Genomic DNA, 16920 nt, shown 5'->3' with positions numbered 1-16920 from the left:
GAACGATCGAAACCACGTCAGGACGCTTGATGCCGTTCACTTATCGCCTGCTCTGTGCATTTCCTCTCGCCGCCCTTGGCATCGCGCTTTCCGCCTGCCAATCGGAACGCCCGGCGGCGGTGACGGCGAACCGTGCGGCGCTGCCGACGATGGAGCGCGTGGCGCTCGCCGCCAATAGCTGCTGGTTCAAGTCGGGCGACGCGGCCTTCAAGCCCTATCGACTCGCACCGGAACTCAACTCATTCTCCGGCCGGCCGCGCATTCTCGCCGTGCCGCGCAACAGTCCCGAGTCGCGCCCGATGCTGGTGGTGCAGGCGGAGGGCAACCCCGCCCGTCTCGACGCATTCGGTCCGATGATGGGCGGCCCGGAAGGCGAGAGAATCAAGCGCGACGTGCTCCGCTGGGCCGGCGGTGCGAGCGGCTGCTGATATTAACCATTTGAATTTACATCTCTGTAAACAATCTGTTGCAGCTCTGCACCGGCTCGCCCGAATCTTTGCGTTTTTTCGCCACAAGTCATAACGGTCCGTGAACCGGCGCTGGACGGGCGCTACCCGTCATTGTACCACTTTCGTCATCGAGAAGCGGGCGACCCGTATCGCGGGATCGCGCCAGCCGCAAAATCGCGGTGCGTATGAGGGCGATGGAATGAACAAGGCATTTTTCGGAACCGTGGTCGGTGCAGTCCTGGCGGCGTCGGCGCTGTCCTCTACCGCCGTTGCGCAGGAGCGGCTGTTCGACGAAGTGCGAATCGGCGTTTCCGGTTCGATCCAGAGCAAGAGCACGTTCGAGAAGGGCGCATTCCCGTCCGCCACCGTCTTCTTCGACCCCTTCGACCAGCGCCATGCCCAGAGCTTCATGGACCACATGCTGCGTCCGCGCGTCCATGTCGGCGCGATCGTGTCGACGGCGGGTGAAGCGAGCCAGGTCTTTGCGGGCTTCACCTGGACGGCACCGATCACCGACAAGATCTTCGTCGATCTCGGCTTCGGCGGCGCCTTCAACAACGGCAACCTCGACAAGCCGAACGACGGTCCGAAGCTCGGCTGCCATGTGCTCTTCCATGAGTCGCTCGGCCTCGGTTACAACATCACCAACAACTGGCGCGTTCTTGCGACCGTCGAGCATTCTTCGAACGCCGATCTGTGCGATCACAACGACGGCCTCTCCTACGCAGGCATCGCGGTCGGCTACAAGTTCTGATCCAGATAGAGTATTTTCCAACTGAGGGCGCCGGTTTTCCGGCGCTTTTTGTTTTCCGGCCGCCACGCCCTAACGCCGCAAGGCAGTATTTTCCTGTCGCGCCGCATTGCGACATAGGTTAAAGAGCGCCAAGAGCTTGGCCCTTCAATCCAGAGAAGATCATGACCATCCCGAACAGTATCGCGATCACCCCCGAACTCGTCGCCTCGCACGGCTTGAAGCCCGACGAATATCAGCGGATTCTCGATCTGATCGGCCGCGAGCCGACATTCACGGAACTCGGTATCTTCTCGGCCATGTGGAACGAGCACTGCTCCTACAAATCCTCCAAGAAATGGCTGCGAACGCTACCGACCAAGGGGCCGCGCGTCATTCAAGGGCCGGGCGAGAATGCCGGCGTCGTCGACATCGACGATGGCGATTGCGTCGTCTTCAAGATGGAGAGCCACAACCACCCGTCCTATATCGAGCCCTACCAGGGCGCGGCGACGGGTGTGGGCGGCATCCTGCGCGACGTCTTCACGATGGGCGCCCGCCCGATCGCGGCGATGAACGCGCTGCGCTTCGGTGCGCCCGATCATCCGAAAACCAAGCATCTTGTGTCCGGCGTCGTTGCCGGCGTCGGCGGTTACGGCAATTCCTTCGGCGTTCCGACGGTCGGCGGCGAAGTGGAGTTCGATCCGCGCTACAACGGCAATATCCTGGTCAACGCATTTGCGGCCGGGCTTGCCAAGTCGAATGCCATCTTCCTGTCGGAAGCCAAGGGCGTCGGTCTGCCGGTCGTCTATCTCGGCGCCAAGACCGGCCGCGACGGTGTCGGCGGAGCCACCATGGCATCGGCCGAGTTCGACGAATCCATCGAGGAGAAACGCCCGACCGTTCAGGTCGGCGACCCCTTCACCGAAAAGTGCCTGCTGGAAGCCTGCCTCGAACTGATGGCGACCGGCGCGGTGATCGCCATCCAGGACATGGGCGCGGCCGGTCTTACCTGCTCGGCCGTCGAAATGGGCGCCAAGGGCGATCTCGGCATCGAACTCGATCTCGACAAGGTGCCGGTGCGCGAGGACCGGATGACGGCCTATGAGATGATGCTGTCGGAAAGCCAGGAGCGAATGCTCATGGTGCTGCAGCCGGAAAAGGAAGATCAGGCCAAGGCGATCTTCGTCAAGTGGGGCCTCGATTTCGCGATCGTCGGCAAGACCACCGACGACCTGCGCTTCCGCGTGCTGCATCAGGGCGAGGAAGTTGCCAACCTGCCGATCAAGGACCTCGGCGACCAGGCCCCGGAATATGATCGCCCGTGGGTCCCGTCGAATGCCCGCGCGCCCCTGCCCGCCTCGCAGGTCGCGGCACCCGCTGACTATAACCAAGCCCTGCTGAAGCTTATCGGTTCGGCCAACCAGTCCAGCCGCCGCTGGGTCTGGGAACAGTATGACACGCTGATCCAGGGCAATTCGCTGCAGCGTCCGGGCGGCGATGCCGGCGTCGTGCGCATCGAAAGCCACCCGACCAAGGCGCTCGCCTTCTCGTCCGACGTCACGCCGCGTTATGTCGAAGCCGATCCGTTCGAAGGCGGCAAGCAGGCGGTCGCCGAATGCTGGCGCAACATCGTCGCTACCGGCGCCGAGCCGCTCGCCGCAACCGACAACCTCAATTTCGGAAATCCGGAAAAACCTGAAATCATGGGCCAGCTCGTCGGCGCCATCAAGGGCATCGGCGAGGCCTGCAGGGCGCTCGATTTCCCGATCGTTTCCGGCAACGTGTCGCTCTACAACGAGACCAATGGTGTCGCGATCCTGCCGACCCCGACGATTGCCGGTGTAGGCCTCCTGCCCGACTGGCAGAAGATGGCGAAGATCGGTTCTGCCAATGACGGCGACAAGCTGATCATGATCGGCACGGATGGCAGCCATCTCGGCTCGTCGGTCTATCTGCGCGACATTCTCGACACGATCGACGGCCCGCCGCCGGAAGTCGATCTGAAGGCCGAGCGCCGCAACGGCGATTTCGTCCGTGCCCTAATCCGCAACGGCCAGGTGACGGCCTGCCACGACATTTCCTCGGGCGGTCTTGCGATCACGCTTGCCGAAATGGCGATGGCCTCGTCCAAGGGCATGAAGGTCAGCCTCAAGGAACAACGCGGCCCGGCCCATGGGCTGCTGTTTGGCGAAGACCAGGCCCGCTACGTGATAGCGGTGCCAGCCGATCTCGCCAATTTCGTGCAGGCGAATGCCGAAGGCGCGGGTGTGCCCTTCCGCACGCTCGGTGCGGTCGCGGGCGACAGCCTCGTGGTCGACGACCTCATCAACGTTGCGGTCTTGCAGCTCACGGAAGCGCACGAAAGCTGGTTCCCAGCCTTCATGGCCTGATACCCGGCCCAAACGCATCGGGCGATTTGCCGCGGTCGAGGGATCGCGGTTTATCTGCACGCGTGAACAAACGTGAAGCGCAAGGGATTGATGGACTCGGGCTGTCCGGGTAAGCATCGCTGTTTTCTGACATAGGAAGTAAGCGCGCAAAAATGCTTATGCCGATTTTGACCTGGTTGAGGTCATCGGGCCCGACCTGGCACTACAGGCGCATCTGGCTCGATGCACTGATCATCACCCTTTGCCTGAACGTTCTGGCCTGGATGATTTTTTCGAAGATGGGGATGACCACCCACGACATCTTCGATGAGGATGGCCCCATCGAAGACCTTCAGTCTGCATCGCTTGCCATCACCGCCCTCTTTGCCGTGATGGCGGCCTTGGGGACGAGGATACTTGCGCGTTTCGTCGCAATCACGACGGCCTGCATCTCCGTCGTCTTCTTCATGCGCGAGATGCCAGTATGCCGTGGAAGTATGACAGTTTATTGTGTGTCGAAGACATGGCTGCCGATTATTATCGGCGCTGCCGTTCTCGTCCTGCTGATTGCGACCATCGTGTTCGAATACCGTCACAGAGGCGGCATCCTGCGGGCCATTCATCCGCGCCTTTCCTGGCCGTTGGGTCTGGTTGCCGCCGTTCTCGCCTGCAGCCAGCTTGCCGAGCATTTCGACATTGTCGTGATGGAGGAGAGCATTGAATCCTACGGTTTCATGATCCTGACCCTGAGTGCCATCTGGCTTTTCCGCTTCTCCCGCACGCAGCATCTTCCACCGCTCAGAACCCGAGCCAAAGCCAGCCTCCATAAGGTGAAACACGTATTCTTGCACCATTGAGGCGGAGCTCTTCGATCCAGCTTTGACCGGAGAGCAGCTTTGAGGCAGTGTATCCTGACAAAAGGTTCCGCGGTTTTGAGTCCCGCGGAGAGAAAAGGGATGACGTCATGGCTATGAGACCCGGTGAAATCGAAGACCTGATTAAGGCCGGCATTCCCGGTGCCAAGGTCACCATCCGGGATCTTGCCGGCGACGGCGACCACTATGCCGCGGAAGTGGTGGCGGAAGCGTTCCGGGGAAAGAGCCGGGTGCAGCAGCACCAGATGGTCTACGAGGCTCTGAAGGGCAATATGGGCGGCGTGCTCCATGCGCTGGCATTGCAGACCTCGGCTCCGGCGGAGTGAGCGATGGCTGACCTGATCAAGGAGATCGTGACCGGCCTCGTTGAGACTGCCCTGAAGGAACTTCTCGGCAAGTCGCATGGCCGCACGCCGGCCAAACGCAAGAAGCGGCAAATCCGCTCGGCCACGACCGGACGTTTCGCCAAGAAGGCTTCACGCACCAAAACCACAAGCAGACGCGCGGCGAAGCCGGCGACGAAACAGGTGAGCCGCCGGCGCACAACGGCAAGCCGCAGCAAGCAGCGCAACCGCTGACCTCAATGTACCGTGACCTCAATGTACTTGTGTCCACGGGTTAAATGGGAGTCATGCGAGGCAATAAGCGCTTTCCGATGGACTATTCCGCTGGAATTCCCGATGCCACGTTGCTATTTAAGGCAGATGACGCAGCGCAGCGGCCCTTGAAACCGCATGTGAAAGGATAGGACATGAGCGGAATTACCGATTTTATCGCCAACGAAGTGAAGACCAATGACGTGGTTCTCTTCATGAAGGGCACCCCGCAGTTCCCGCAGTGTGGTTTCTCGGGCCAGGTCGTGCAGATTCTCGACTATCTCGGCCTGGACTACAAGGGTGTGAACGTGCTCGCCGATGCGGAAATCCGCCAGGGCATCAAGGACTATTCCAACTGGCCGACCATTCCGCAGCTTTACGTCAAGGGCGAATTCATCGGCGGTTGCGATATCGTCCGCGAGATGTTCCAGTCCGGCGAACTGCAGACTCACCTGCAGGAACAGGGCATCAGCGTCCGCGGCGCGGCCTGAGATCTTCCGGGCTCAGGTCCGGGATTTTTAGAAGACATTTTCAAGGCGCCGCTCCCAACGGCGCCTTTCACGTTATTTAGGAAACTGCTGTGACAAATCCTTCACAAATGGCCCCGGCGCGCCTGCGCGGCATGGGTCGGGTCGAGTTCATAGCGATGATGGCGATGCTGATGGCCATCAATTCGCTTGCCATCGACATCATGCTTCCCGGACTGCAGGAGATCGGCGCATCGCTTGGCGTCGTCAACGAGAACCATCGGCAATATGTAGTCTCCGCCTATCTCTTTGGCCTCGGCGCCGCGCAGATCATCTATGGATCGATCTCCGACCGTTTCGGCCGCAGGAACCCGATGCTCTTCGGGCTCGGCCTCTATTTCGTCTGCGCGGTCGGCGCCGTCGTCGCGCCATCATTCGGAACGCTGCTGGTCCTTCGCTTCATCCAGGGCGCCGGAGCGGCCGCAACACGGGTGATTTCCATTTCGATCGTGCGCGACGTATACGGTGGCCGCGCCATGGCGGAAGTGATGTCGCTGATCATGATGGTCTTCATGGTCGTACCGGTCATCGCGCCGGCCACGGGCCAGGTGATCATGCTGTTCGGCAACTGGCACCTGATTTTCGTTTTCATGGCCGTCGCCTCGCTCTGCATCGGCTTCTGGATGTATGCACGCCTTCCGGAAACACTCGATCCGGCCGATGTGCGTCCCTTCACCATTTCCTCCATCCTGCACGCCTTCCAGATCGTTCTGACCAATCGGCTCGCCCTCTGCTACACGATTGCCAGCACATTCATCTTCGGCGCCCTGTTCGGCTTCATCAATTCGGCCCAACAGATTTATGTCGGAATCTACGACGTCGGCGTCTGGTTTCCGGTGGTCTTTGCCTGCGTGGCGGTGTTCATGTCTGCCGCGTCCTTCCTGAACGCCAGGTTTGTCGGGCGTTTCGGCATGCGGCGCCTTTCGCACGGCTCGCTGTTTGGCTTTATCGGCATCACGTTCGTTTGGATGCTCGTGCAGATCTTCGGGCCTCAACCCATGCCGCTCGTGATCTTCATCGTGTTTTTCGGGCTTGCCATGTTCCAGTTCGGCTGGATCGGCTCGAACTTCAATTCGCTCGCCATGGAGCCACTCGGCCATGTCGCCGGAACGGCGTCAGCCGTACTCGGCTTCATGAGCACGGTCGGCGGCGCGCTGATCGGCGTCGCGATCGGCCAGGCCTTCGACGGTACGGCCCTGCCCCTGGTCGCAGGTTTCTTCACCGTTTCGATCATCGGGCTGATCTTCGTGCTGATCGGCGAGAAGGGAAAACTCTTCCAGCCGCATAATCCGAAGATCTGAGCTACAGTCCTCAACGAAAAAGGCCGGAGCGATCCGGCCTTTTCTCTTGATGGCCGCTATTTCAGTGGCCGATGATCTCGTTGCGCAGCATCTGCCAGCTTTCCTTGTCGGTGGCGAGCAGCAGGCCTCCATCGACATGGTGCGGCATGTAGGGAGAGCCGTCGAAACGCGCCACGTAACCGCCCGCCTCCGTGCCGATCAGCGTGCCGGCCAGATGGTCCCAGGGCATCAGCTTGTTGTAGAGCACGAACTGCACGTGGCCGCCGGCAAAGGTGCGGTATTCATGGGCCGAGCAGCGATAGTTGGCGAAGAACCGGACCTTGGCGAGATTGCCAAGGATCCGCTCCCGCTCACCGCCGAAGAAATATCCAGGCGACGCCATGCCGATCATGGCTTCGATCGGCCGGGTTCCGGCGACCGAAAGCCGGATCGCCTCGCCGTCCGGCCGCCTCATGAACGCGCCGGCGCCCCTTTCTGCCATCACCCAGTCGTCGCCCATTGGATCGTAGATGATCCCGGCGACCGTCTCACCCTTCCAGACGACCGAGGCCATGACGCCGAAGGCCGGGATACCGGAGGCGAAATTGAACGTGCCGTCGACCGGATCGACGACCACAGCGAACTCCGCATCGGCGAGTTTGGCGAGCAGCGACGGATCCGCCGCCACCGATTCCTCGCCGACAAAGAGCGCACCGGGCGCAAAGGCCTCCAGCTCGCGGCGGATCATCCGCTCGGCGGCCTCGTCGGCTTCCGTCACCAGGTCGGACGGCTCGCTCTTTGAACGTACATCGCCGCTACCGAGCCGCCGGAAACGCGGCAGGATTTCGGCCTTGGCGGCAAGGCGCAGAAGATCGGCAAGCTTCGTGATGTCGAGCGGAAGGGTCATGACAACGGTCTCTTGGGGAGTTGGTGCGGGAAGACGGGGTTCGAGAGGAATTCAGAGGCTTTGAGCGGCTTGCAGGCCGGAGAAATCGAAGAGTTTAGGATCGAGCAGGTGCGACGGGTTCACGTGGGCGAGCGCGCGCAGCATCGTATCCTTGCGGCCCGGCATGCGGGTCTCGATATCGGCAAGCATCGCCTTCATCGCATTGCGCTGCAGGCCATCCTGCGAGCCGCAGAGATCACACGGGATGATCGGGAACTGCATGGCGGCGGCAAATTTCGCCAGATCGTCCTCGGCGCAATAGGCGAGCGGCCTCAGCACCATCACATCGCCTTCGTCGTTCAACAGCTTGGCCGGCATGCCGGCAAGCCTGCCACCGTGGAAGAAATTCATGAAGAAGGTCTCGAGGATATCTTCGCGGTGGTGGCCGAGCACCAAGGCGTCACAGCCCTCTTCGCGGGCGATGCGGTAAAGGTTGCCGCGCCGAAGCCGTGAACAGAGCGAGCAATAGGTGGCGCCCTCCGGCACCTTTTCCTTCACGATCGAATAGGTATCGCGATATTCGATGCGGTGCTTCACGCCGATCGAGGCGAGGTATTCCGGCAATATATGCTTCGGAAAATTCGGCTGGCCCTGATCAAGATTGCAGGCAATTAGCTCGACCGGCAGCAGGCCGCGCCATTGCAGGTCGAGCAACACGGCGAGCAGCGAATAGGAATCCTTGCCGCCGGACAAGCCGACCAGCCAGCGCTTCTGGCCATTCAGCATGCCGAAATCATCGAAGGCCTGGCGGACCTGCCGGAGCAGGCGCTTGCGCAGCTTGTTGAACGAGACGGAACTCGGCGCGTCCCGAAAGAGCGCAGGCACGAGGCCGCTTTCGACCTCGTCCAGCTCGTCGTCGATCTTGGCCGTCACGCCCATTGGTCTTCCTTTGAAACCGAAAAGCGGGCAATGCCCGCTTCCGGTGTTTGACGTCAGGCGCCGAGAGCGGCTGCCACCGCGTCGAGCGCCTCGCTCGCCTTGGCGCCATCGGGTCCGCCGGCCTGGGCCATGTCCGGACGGCCGCCGCCGCCCTTGCCGCCGAGCGCCACGGATGCGATGCGGACCAGGTCCACGGCGCTGAAGCGGTCAACCAGGTCAGGCGTCACCGCAACCACGGCGCTTGCCTTGCCGTCTTCCGAGACACCGATCAAGGTGACGACGCCGGAGCCGAGGCTCGCCTTGCCTTCATCCGCCAGGCCCTTGAGGTCCTTGGCATCGACGCCGTTGAGCGCCTTGCCCATGAACTTGATGCCGCCGATCTCCTTGAAATCACCGGCAGAACCGCCCTGCCCGCCGCCCATCGCAAGCCTGCGCCTGGCCTCCGCCAGTTCCTTCTCGAGCTTGCGGCGCTCGTCGATCAGCGCTTCGACGCGCGAAACCAATTCCGCCGGCTGCACCTTCAAGGCGCCTGCGAGCGTCTTCACCCGCTCGTCCTGTTCGGCGAGATAAGCCCGTGCAGCCTCCCCCGTCACCGCCTCGACACGACGAACGCCCGCACCGACTGCGCTTTCGCCGAGAACGCGGACCAAGCCGATATCACCGGTCGCGTTGACATGCGTGCCGCCGCAGAGTTCGACCGAATAGGGCTTGCCGGCCTTGGGGCCTTCGATCGCCTTGCCCATCGCAACGACGCGAACTTCGTCGCCGTATTTTTCGCCGAACAGCGCCATGGCGCCCTCCGCGATCGCGTCGTCGACGCTCATCAGTCGGGTCGTGACCGGCGAATTCTGGAGGATGATGGCGTTCGCCATGTCCTCGACCTTCTGCAATTCCTCGGCCGACATCGGCTTCGGATGCGAGACGTCGAAACGCAGGCGCTCGGGCGCGACAAGCGAGCCCTTCTGGGCCACGTGGGTGCCGAGCACTTCACGAAGCGCCTCATGCAGCAGATGGGTAGCAGAATGGTTGGAACGCAGGCGCGAGCGACGCTCGTGATCGACCGTCAGCGCTGCGGCATCACCAACCTTCAACGTACCCTCGGCGACGGTTGTGACGTGGACGAATACACCCTCGCCCTTCTTCTGGGTATCCGAGACATTCAGCTTGGCATTGTCCGTCGAGATCACCCCGGTATCGCCCATCTGACCGCCGGATTCACCGTAGAAAGGCGTCTGGTTGACGACGACCTGCACCTGCTCGCCGGCCGATGCACTGTCGACCGCCTTGCCGTCGCGCACGATCGCCTGCACCACGCCTTCAGCGGTTTCCGTGTCGTAGCCGAGGAATTCGGTCGCGCCGTGCTTTTCCTTGAGCTCGAACCAGATCGTTTCCGTCGCCTTGTCGCCGGAACCGGTCCAGTGCGAGCGGGCTTCCGCCTTCTGGCGCTGCATGGCGTCGGTGAAACCGGAAATATCGACGCCGATTTCGCGGGCGCGCAAGGCATCCTGGGTCAGGTCGAGCGGGAAGCCATAGGTGTCGTAGAGCTTGAAGGCGGTCTCGCCATCCAGCATATCGCCCTTGTGAAGCGTGTTGGTCGCATCGGAGAGCAACGAAAGCCCGCGCTCCAGCGTCTTGCGGAACCGGTTTTCCTCGAGCTTCAGCGTTTCCGAAATCAGGGATTCGGCGCGGACCAGTTCCGGATAGGCGCGGCCCATCTGCTGGATGAGCGCCGGCAGCAGTTTCCAGAGCAGCGGATCGCGGGCGCCGAGAAGCTGCGCATGGCGCATGGCGCGGCGCATGATGCGGCGGAGCACGTAGCCGCGGCCTTCGTTCGAGGGCAGGACGCCGTCGGCGATCAGGAACGCGGAGGATCGCAGGTGGTCGGCGATGACGCGGTGGCTGCCGCGATGCTCGCCTTCCGCCTTGACGCCGGTCGCTTCTTCCGAGGCCGAGATCAGCGCCCGGAACAGGTCGATATCGTAATTGTCGTGCTGACCCTGCAGGACGGCCGCAACACGCTCAAGGCCCATGCCGGTGTCGATCGACGGGCGCGGCAGGTCGATGCGCTCGTCCTTCGTCACCTGCTCATACTGCATGAAGACGAGGTTCCAGATCTCGATGAACCGATCGCCATCCTCTTCCGGCGAACCGGGAGGGCCGCCCCAGATATGATCGCCATGGTCATAGAAGATTTCCGAGCACGGACCGCAGGGACCGGTATCACCCATCGCCCAGAAATTGTCGCTGGTCGGAATGCGGATGATCCTGTCGTCCGAAAGACCGGCGATCTTCTTCCAGAGGTCGAAAGCCTCGTCGTCGGTATGGTAGACGGTCACCAGGAGACGCTTGGCGTCGAGACCGAATTCCTTGGTGATCAGGTTCCAGGCAAGCTCGATGGCGCGTTCCTTGAAATAGTCGCCGAAGGAGAAGTTGCCGAGCATCTCGAAGAAGGTGTGGTGGCGAGCGGTATATCCGACATTGTCGAGGTCGTTGTGCTTGCCGCCCGCGCGAACGCATTTCTGCGCCGTCGTCGCGGTCGTATAGGGCCGTTTTTCAAGGCCGGTGAACACGTTCTTGAACTGCACCATGCCGGCATTGGTGAACATCAGCGTCGGATCGTTGCGCGGCACCAGCGGGCTTGAGGAGACGACCTCGTGCCCGTTCTTTCGGAAATAGTCGAGGAAGGTCGACCGGATTTCATTCACGCCGCTCATGCTACGCCCTTTTTACCGCCGGATGCGGTCCTATTATTCGAAAACCAAAGGCTTGTATCGCCCACACCCCCAACTGTCCAGCCGCCCGACCGCCTAACCGAACGAGAAACCGGCCGCACATCTTTCCATGCGCGGCCGGTTCAAAAGCAATCAGCCGGAGAAAACTCCGAGTGCAGCGGGAGGCCTACATATCTGCAGCCGCGTCGCCGTCGTCAGCATCCGGACCGCCATTCTGCAGGAAGCGGTCGGCGATGAGGCCGGCATTCTGGCGGAGCGACGTCTCGATCTCGCGGGCGAGTTCCGGATTGTCGCGCAGGAACGTCTTGGCGTTCTCGCGGCCCTGGCCGAGGCGCTGGCTGTTATAGGAGAACCAGGCACCAGACTTCTCGACGATGCCGGCCTTGACGCCAAGATCGACCAGTTCGCCGGTCTTGGAAACGCCTTCGCCGTACATGATGTCGAATTCGACCTGCTTGAAGGGAGGCGCCATCTTGTTCTTGACGACCTTGACGCGGGTCTGGTTGCCGACCACTTCCTCGCGTTCCTTGACCTGGCCGATGCGGCGGATGTCGAGGCGAACCGAGGCGTAGAATTTCAAGGCGTTGCCGCCGGTGGTGGTTTCCGGAGAACCGAACATCACGCCGATCTTCATGCGGATCTGGTTGATGAAGATCACCATCGTATTCGACTTGGAAATCGAAGCGGTGAGCTTGCGCAGCGCCTGGCTCATCAGGCGCGCCTGAAGGCCCGGCAGGCTGTCGCCCATCTCGCCCTCGATTTCGGCGCGCGGGGTCAATGCCGCAACCGAGTCGATAACGAGGACATCCACGGCACCGGAACGGACCAGCGTATCGGTGATTTCAAGCGCCTGCTCGCCGGTATCCGGCTGCGAGATCAGAAGGTTCTGGAGATCGACGCCAAGCTTGCGGGCATAGACCGGATCGAGCGCATGTTCGGCGTCGACGAAGGCGCAGATGCCGCCCTTCTTCTGGGCTTCGGCAATCGTCTGCAGCGCAAGCGTCGTCTTGCCCGAGCTTTCCGGACCGTAGATCTCGATGATGCGGCCCTTCGGCAGGCCGCCGATGCCAAGCGCGATATCGAGGCTGAGAGAGCCGGTCGAAACCGTCTCGATCTCGACAATGTTCTCGTTCGAACCGAGCTTCATGATCGATCCCTTACCGAAGGATCGTTCGATCTGCGACAATGCCGCTTCCAGCGCCTTACTCTTGTCCACGCCTTTATCCTCTACGAGCCGCAAACTATTCTGTGCCATCTGGTCCCACCTTTAGGTTATTGCCGCCGCGCAAGCAATGAAGCTGCCGATAAAGGTGATGTACCTATTTTGTTCTCATTTGGCAAGAGCCAGGCAAGCAATTGAGTCGAAATAGATATTCCGATTTCGTTCTTAAAATGTTCACCCCTTGCCGGGTGTGGAAAATTCGCGTTTGAAATCAATGCGGCTCCGCGGTCGCCGGGCGAATCGCGACGGCGCGATATTTATGAGCGACCTTCCGATTCTCACTCCGAATCGAGCATTTCCCGGACCGCGACGGCAAGCTGCTTCAGCGAGAAGGGCTTCGGCAGGAAGCCGAACTTCGCGTCGGCCGGCAGGTTGCGGGCAAACGCATCCTCGGCATAGCCCGAAACGAAGATGAACTTCATGTCCGGATAGATCTTGCGCAGTTCCGTCAAAAGCGTTGGGCCGTCCATTTCCGGCATGACGACGTCGGAGACGACGATATCCACCTTGCCCTGCAGCTCTTCCATGATGTCGAGGGCCTCGGTGCCGGAGCCCGCCTCGTGCACGGTATAGCCGCGAGTCTCGAGCATGCGCTTGCCGCCGCGACGAACGGCCTCCTCGTCCTCGACGAGCAGGACGACCGCCGACTTTCCGGTGAGGTCGAGGTCGTCGGATGCAGGCGTCGACAAGACGGGCGCGAGAGCCGCCGGCTGCGCCTGCGCCCCGGGCGCGGGAGCGCCCTGAACGACGACCGGCGTTTCGGGAATGTGGCGTGGGAGGAATATGCGGAAACTCGTACCGCGTCCCACTTCCGATTCGGGATAGATATAGCCGCCCGACTGCTTGACGATGCCATAGACCATCGAGAGGCCGAGGCCGGTCCCCTTGCCCACTTCCTTGGTGGTGAAGAACGGCTCGAAGATCTTGTCCATGATTTCGGGCGAGATGCCCGTGCCGGTGTCGGAAACCTCGATCATGACGAAATCTTCGGCCGGCAGATCCGCCTGGTGGAAACCGCCCGCATCTTCGGCGGATACGTTGCGGGTCTTGATCAGGATCGTGCCGCCCTGAGGCATGGCATCGCGCGCGTTGACGCAGAGGTTGATCAGCACCTGCTCGAATTGCGACAGATCGGTGCGCACCGGCCAGATATCGCGGCCGTAATCCACTTCGAGCTTCACATTGGTGCCGGAGATCAACCGGTCGACCAGCATACGCAGATCGCCGACGACGTCGGTGAGGTTCAGCACTGCCGGCCGCATGGTCTGCTTGCGCGAGAAGGCGAGCAGCTGGCGCACCAGCACGGCGGCGCGGTTGGCGTTGCGCTTGATCTCCATCAGGTCGGCGAAGCTCGCGTCGGAGGGGCGCGCCTGCAGCAGGAGATGGTCGGAGGACAGAAGGATCGCGGTGAGGACGTTGTTGAAGTCGTGGGCGATACCGCCCGCCAGCGTGCCCACCGCATTGAGCTTCTGGGTCTGGGCCATCTGGGTTTCGAGCGCCTTCTGTTCCGTCGTCTCGACGGCATAGACGATCGCGGCCTCTTCCGGCGCCTCGTCGCTCTCGTCGATCACGGCGTTCACGTAGAATCGCACGTAGCGGTTCTCGTCGCCGGGATGGCGCGAATCGATCGGGGCGATATCCCCCTGCCCATCCTTGGCGGCGGCGATCGCCTGCATCAGATGCTGGCGGGAATTGTCGTGCACGATGCGGTCGAGTTCGATGCCGTTATCCACGTCGTCGCGGGAAACGACGCCGGCAAACAGCTTGAGGAACGGCGCGTTGATGCGCAGGATTCTCCCTTCGCCATCGACGGAGGCGATCGCCATCGGCGTATTGTTGAAGAAACGCGTGAAGCGCATCGCGGAGGCGGACTGGTCGCCCTCGCCGCCCTTCGGCCGCGCCAGCACGATGGTGCGGCTTTCGCCCGGCGCGCCGTCGCGGGTGGCGCTGACATTGTGCACCAGGCGCACGGGCAGGCTCTGGCCATTGGTGCGGCGCAGATCGAGATCGAGGGTCTCGGTGCGCTTCAGACCGGGCGCGGCCTGCACCGACTGGATCAGCGCCATGCCCTCGCCGGCCACGAGATCGGCGATCGTCACCGAGCGCGGCACGAACTTGGTCAGGTCGATGCCGAGCCATTCGGCAAGCGTGGCGTTCAGGTAGAAGATTTCACCCTTCTTGCCGGCAGAGAAGAAACCGACGGGCGCATGGTCGAGATAGTCGATGGCGTTCTGCAGTTCGCGGAAGAACCGTTCCTGGTCGTCGCGTTCCGAGGTGATGTCGGTGATCTGCCAGATGTCGAGCTGACCCTTGCGGCTGTCGGCGGGCGTCAGCAGCCGAGCCTTGAGACGGTACCAGTGGGCACCGGAACCGTTGCCGGTCGTCCGTCCGATCGGCTGGAGAAGCCGGAACTCCTCATGGCCTTCGCGGCCTTCGCGCAGAGCCGTCGTCAACCTGTAAAGCGCCTCGGTCGATTCGCGGGTCTTGGACAGAAGCGCTTCGAGCGACTGCACGTTGCTCGCCTTGGTCGCGCCGGTCATCCGGCCATAGGCGGCATTGGCGTAGAGAATGCGGCCCTTGGCGTCGGTGATCAGAATGCCGTCGGGATGATTGGCGAGGAAACCGCGGGCCAGTTCGTCGGAACGCGACTGCGGCATGACCTCGACGAGGCCGATGATCGACGACACCAGGAAGAAGATGCCGACCATGGCGAGAATGCCGAGCAGGCCGAGCACCAGTTCATTGTCGAGCGCATGCTGAAACAGCACGAATCCGGCGGCCACGCCACAGAGAACGAGCGCCAGGAGAACAATCCGGATGATGGTGCCGCCACGCGTCCCTTTTTCCACCAGGGGCGCCTCGTAGTTGCCGCTCTGCTGCAACTTCGTCATCAATTCCTCGCATTTCGACCGACGCTGCGGCCATGAACATTCAGGGATCAGGAATCCCGCGATTCCTTATTAGCAAGTTGCAGGTTAAGCAAAAAGCTCTGCTGGGCCACAAAACCCGGGACAGTTTGGCGGAGTGACCTATCTTTGCTTTTCTACGCTGTTTTTCAGCGCCGGACAGTGACAGTTAGCAGCTTGCCTCGGTAGCAAAAAAGTCGTTTTTTACCGTGGCGTTCATATGAGGAGTGGCAAGAGATGTTCGAAGAGCTGATGGGCGCCTATGGGGGCCGCCTGGTGATCGCAGTCGTCGGCGTCGGCATTGGGCTTCTCGTCCTTATCGGCGTGCTCTGGCTCATCCGCAGCCGTTCCGGCCCTTCGCCCTTCGTGCGCGGCGGCAAGAACCGCCAGCCGCGGCTTCAGGTCCTCGATGCGGCCGCCGTCGATGCAAGGCGTCGCCTGGTTCTCATCCGCCGCGACGGGGTCGAACATCTGATCATGATCGGCGGGCCGACCGATATCGTCATCGAAAGCGGAATTTCGACGGCGGCACCGGCCATGCCGGCAACAGCGGCCAACCGGTTCCAGCCGATGGACATGACGGTTCCCGTTCAGGCCGCATCCGCCATGGAAGCCCGACCGGCTGCCGTTGCCGAACCGCGTCCTGCTCCGATCCCACGCCCTGCGGCTCCGGAACCACGCGTCGAGCCGGCCCGGGAAAGCGTCGTGCCGCCGCGAGAGACGCCGCGCGCCGCTCCGCCGGTGGCTCCCACGACGGGGCCGATATCGATGAGCGGTACGCTGGCCCCTCGGCCCGCACCGCCTGTCCCGGCGAACAATGCAGCAGCTCCCGAACCGGCCGCCGCCCCCAGGATCGAGCCGCCGGCCCGGCAAGCCCCGGAGGTAAAATCCGAACAGCTGCGGCCGATCGCGGCACTGGCAGCCGCTGCGGCACCTCCGCCGGTGCCTGCCCCAGTCCCTGCTCAGGTTCCGGCATTCGACGACGCAGCCGACGTGCTCGACGCCGCACGTGGGCGGGTTTTCCAGGAAGCACCCGAGCCGCGCGCCGTGCCGGTCAGCGCCGCGATCGTGCCGCCGGCCCTGCAATCGGCCGCCGACAAGCCGAAACAGTTCGGAAGCGACTTTGAACGGATTCTCGAAGAGGAAATGGCCAACAACCTCGCGGCCCGCGAGACCGCCGTCATCCCCCAGCCGAACCGTCAGATGCAGCCGAGGAACCCCGGCGTGCCACCGGTCACCGGCGCCACGCCGGAACCGAGCCTGCAGTCGGAAGTCGCCCGCATCTTCGGCGAGATGTCCGTCACCCGCGACAAGTGAGCGGGTGACCCCTGCCGTCTGAATTTCCACCCAAGAAAAAAGGCACGGAAAACCGTGCCTTGAATTCGTTTTTCGGCTGATCGGGCGGA

14 protein-coding genes are annotated in these 16920 nt (G+C 62.1%); 9 read left to right on the top strand and 5 right to left on the bottom strand.

Annotated elements, in window-relative coordinates:
• Positions 1 to 29 precede the first annotated feature (29 nt).
• The 8 genes from GQ59_RS13575 to GQ59_RS13540 all read left to right on the top strand — a co-directional run bounded on the left by GQ59_RS13575 (position 30) and on the right by GQ59_RS13540 (position 6850).
• Entirely contained in the window at positions 30 to 428 is a 399-nt protein-coding gene (locus tag GQ59_RS13575; RefSeq protein WP_037082008.1) for a hypothetical protein, read from the top strand.
• A gap of 220 nt (positions 429 to 648) precedes the next feature.
• A complete protein-coding gene (locus GQ59_RS13570; RefSeq protein ID WP_037082006.1) occupies positions 649 to 1203 on the top strand; it encodes an acyloxyacyl hydrolase in 555 nt (184 codons plus the stop codon).
• Positions 1204 to 1364: 161 nt separating this feature from the next.
• Positions 1365 to 3572, top strand: coding sequence for a phosphoribosylformylglycinamidine synthase subunit PurL (gene purL, locus GQ59_RS13565; RefSeq protein WP_037082005.1), 2208 nt, complete (start codon positions 1365 to 1367; stop codon positions 3570 to 3572).
• Positions 3573 to 3724: 152 nt separating this feature from the next.
• Positions 3725 to 4408: a hypothetical protein gene (locus GQ59_RS13560; protein WP_037082002.1), complete on the top strand. Its 684-nt coding sequence runs from the start codon at positions 3725 to 3727 to the stop codon at positions 4406 to 4408.
• Positions 4409 to 4515: 107 nt separating this feature from the next.
• A complete protein-coding gene (locus tag GQ59_RS13555; RefSeq protein WP_007770085.1) occupies positions 4516 to 4752 on the top strand; it encodes a BolA family protein in 237 nt (78 codons plus the stop codon).
• A gap of 3 nt (positions 4753 to 4755) precedes the next feature.
• Positions 4756 to 5004, top strand: a complete 249-nt coding sequence (locus tag GQ59_RS13550; RefSeq protein WP_037082000.1) for a hypothetical protein — start codon at positions 4756 to 4758, stop codon at positions 5002 to 5004.
• A 173-nt stretch (positions 5005 to 5177) separates the two neighbouring features.
• Positions 5178 to 5513, top strand: a complete 336-nt coding sequence (grxD, locus tag GQ59_RS13545) for a Grx4 family monothiol glutaredoxin (RefSeq protein ID WP_007770088.1) — start codon at positions 5178 to 5180, stop codon at positions 5511 to 5513.
• An 89-nt stretch (positions 5514 to 5602) separates the two neighbouring features.
• Complete coding sequence (locus GQ59_RS13540; protein WP_037081996.1) at positions 5603 to 6850, top strand: multidrug effflux MFS transporter; 1248 nt, start codon at positions 5603 to 5605, stop codon at positions 6848 to 6850.
• A 61-nt stretch (positions 6851 to 6911) separates the two neighbouring features.
• Here the strand turns inward: GQ59_RS13540 and GQ59_RS13535 are convergent, their stop codons facing one another.
• From GQ59_RS13535 to cckA, 5 genes are all read right to left on the bottom strand, one after another.
• Positions 6912 to 7736: an inositol monophosphatase family protein gene (locus GQ59_RS13535; RefSeq protein ID WP_037081994.1), complete on the bottom strand. Its 825-nt coding sequence runs from the start codon at positions 7734 to 7736 to the stop codon at positions 6912 to 6914.
• A 51-nt stretch (positions 7737 to 7787) separates the two neighbouring features.
• Entirely contained in the window at positions 7788 to 8654 is an 867-nt protein-coding gene (gene ttcA / locus GQ59_RS13530) for a tRNA 2-thiocytidine(32) synthetase TtcA (protein WP_037081993.1), read from the bottom strand.
• A gap of 53 nt (positions 8655 to 8707) precedes the next feature.
• A complete protein-coding gene (alaS, locus tag GQ59_RS13525; RefSeq protein WP_037081991.1) occupies positions 8708 to 11368 on the bottom strand; it encodes an alanine--tRNA ligase in 2661 nt (886 codons plus the stop codon).
• Between the two features lie 184 nt (positions 11369 to 11552).
• Positions 11553 to 12641 carry a recombinase RecA gene (gene recA / locus GQ59_RS13520; protein ID WP_037081989.1) on the bottom strand — a complete coding sequence of 363 codons (1089 nt, stop codon included), beginning with the start codon at positions 12639 to 12641 and terminating at the stop codon, positions 11553 to 11555.
• A gap of 245 nt (positions 12642 to 12886) precedes the next feature.
• A complete protein-coding gene (gene cckA / locus GQ59_RS13515; RefSeq protein WP_037081987.1) occupies positions 12887 to 15499 on the bottom strand; it encodes a cell cycle histidine kinase CckA in 2613 nt (870 codons plus the stop codon).
• Positions 15500 to 15751: 252 nt separating this feature from the next.
• On the opposite strand from cckA, the gene GQ59_RS13510 reads away from it, so the two are divergent.
• Positions 15752 to 16831 (top strand): flagellar biosynthetic protein FliO, encoded by a 1080-nt coding sequence (locus tag GQ59_RS13510; protein ID WP_037081984.1) that lies wholly within the window; start codon positions 15752 to 15754, stop codon positions 16829 to 16831.
• Positions 16832 to 16920: the final 89 nt, after the last annotated feature.

The sequence above is a fragment of the Neorhizobium vignae genome (genome assembly GCF_000732195.1).
GTDB lineage: Bacteria > Pseudomonadota > Alphaproteobacteria > Rhizobiales > Rhizobiaceae > Neorhizobium > Neorhizobium vignae.
The sequence above is the reverse complement of the archived record's forward strand: the minus strand, read 5'-3'. Positions and strand labels throughout refer to the sequence as shown.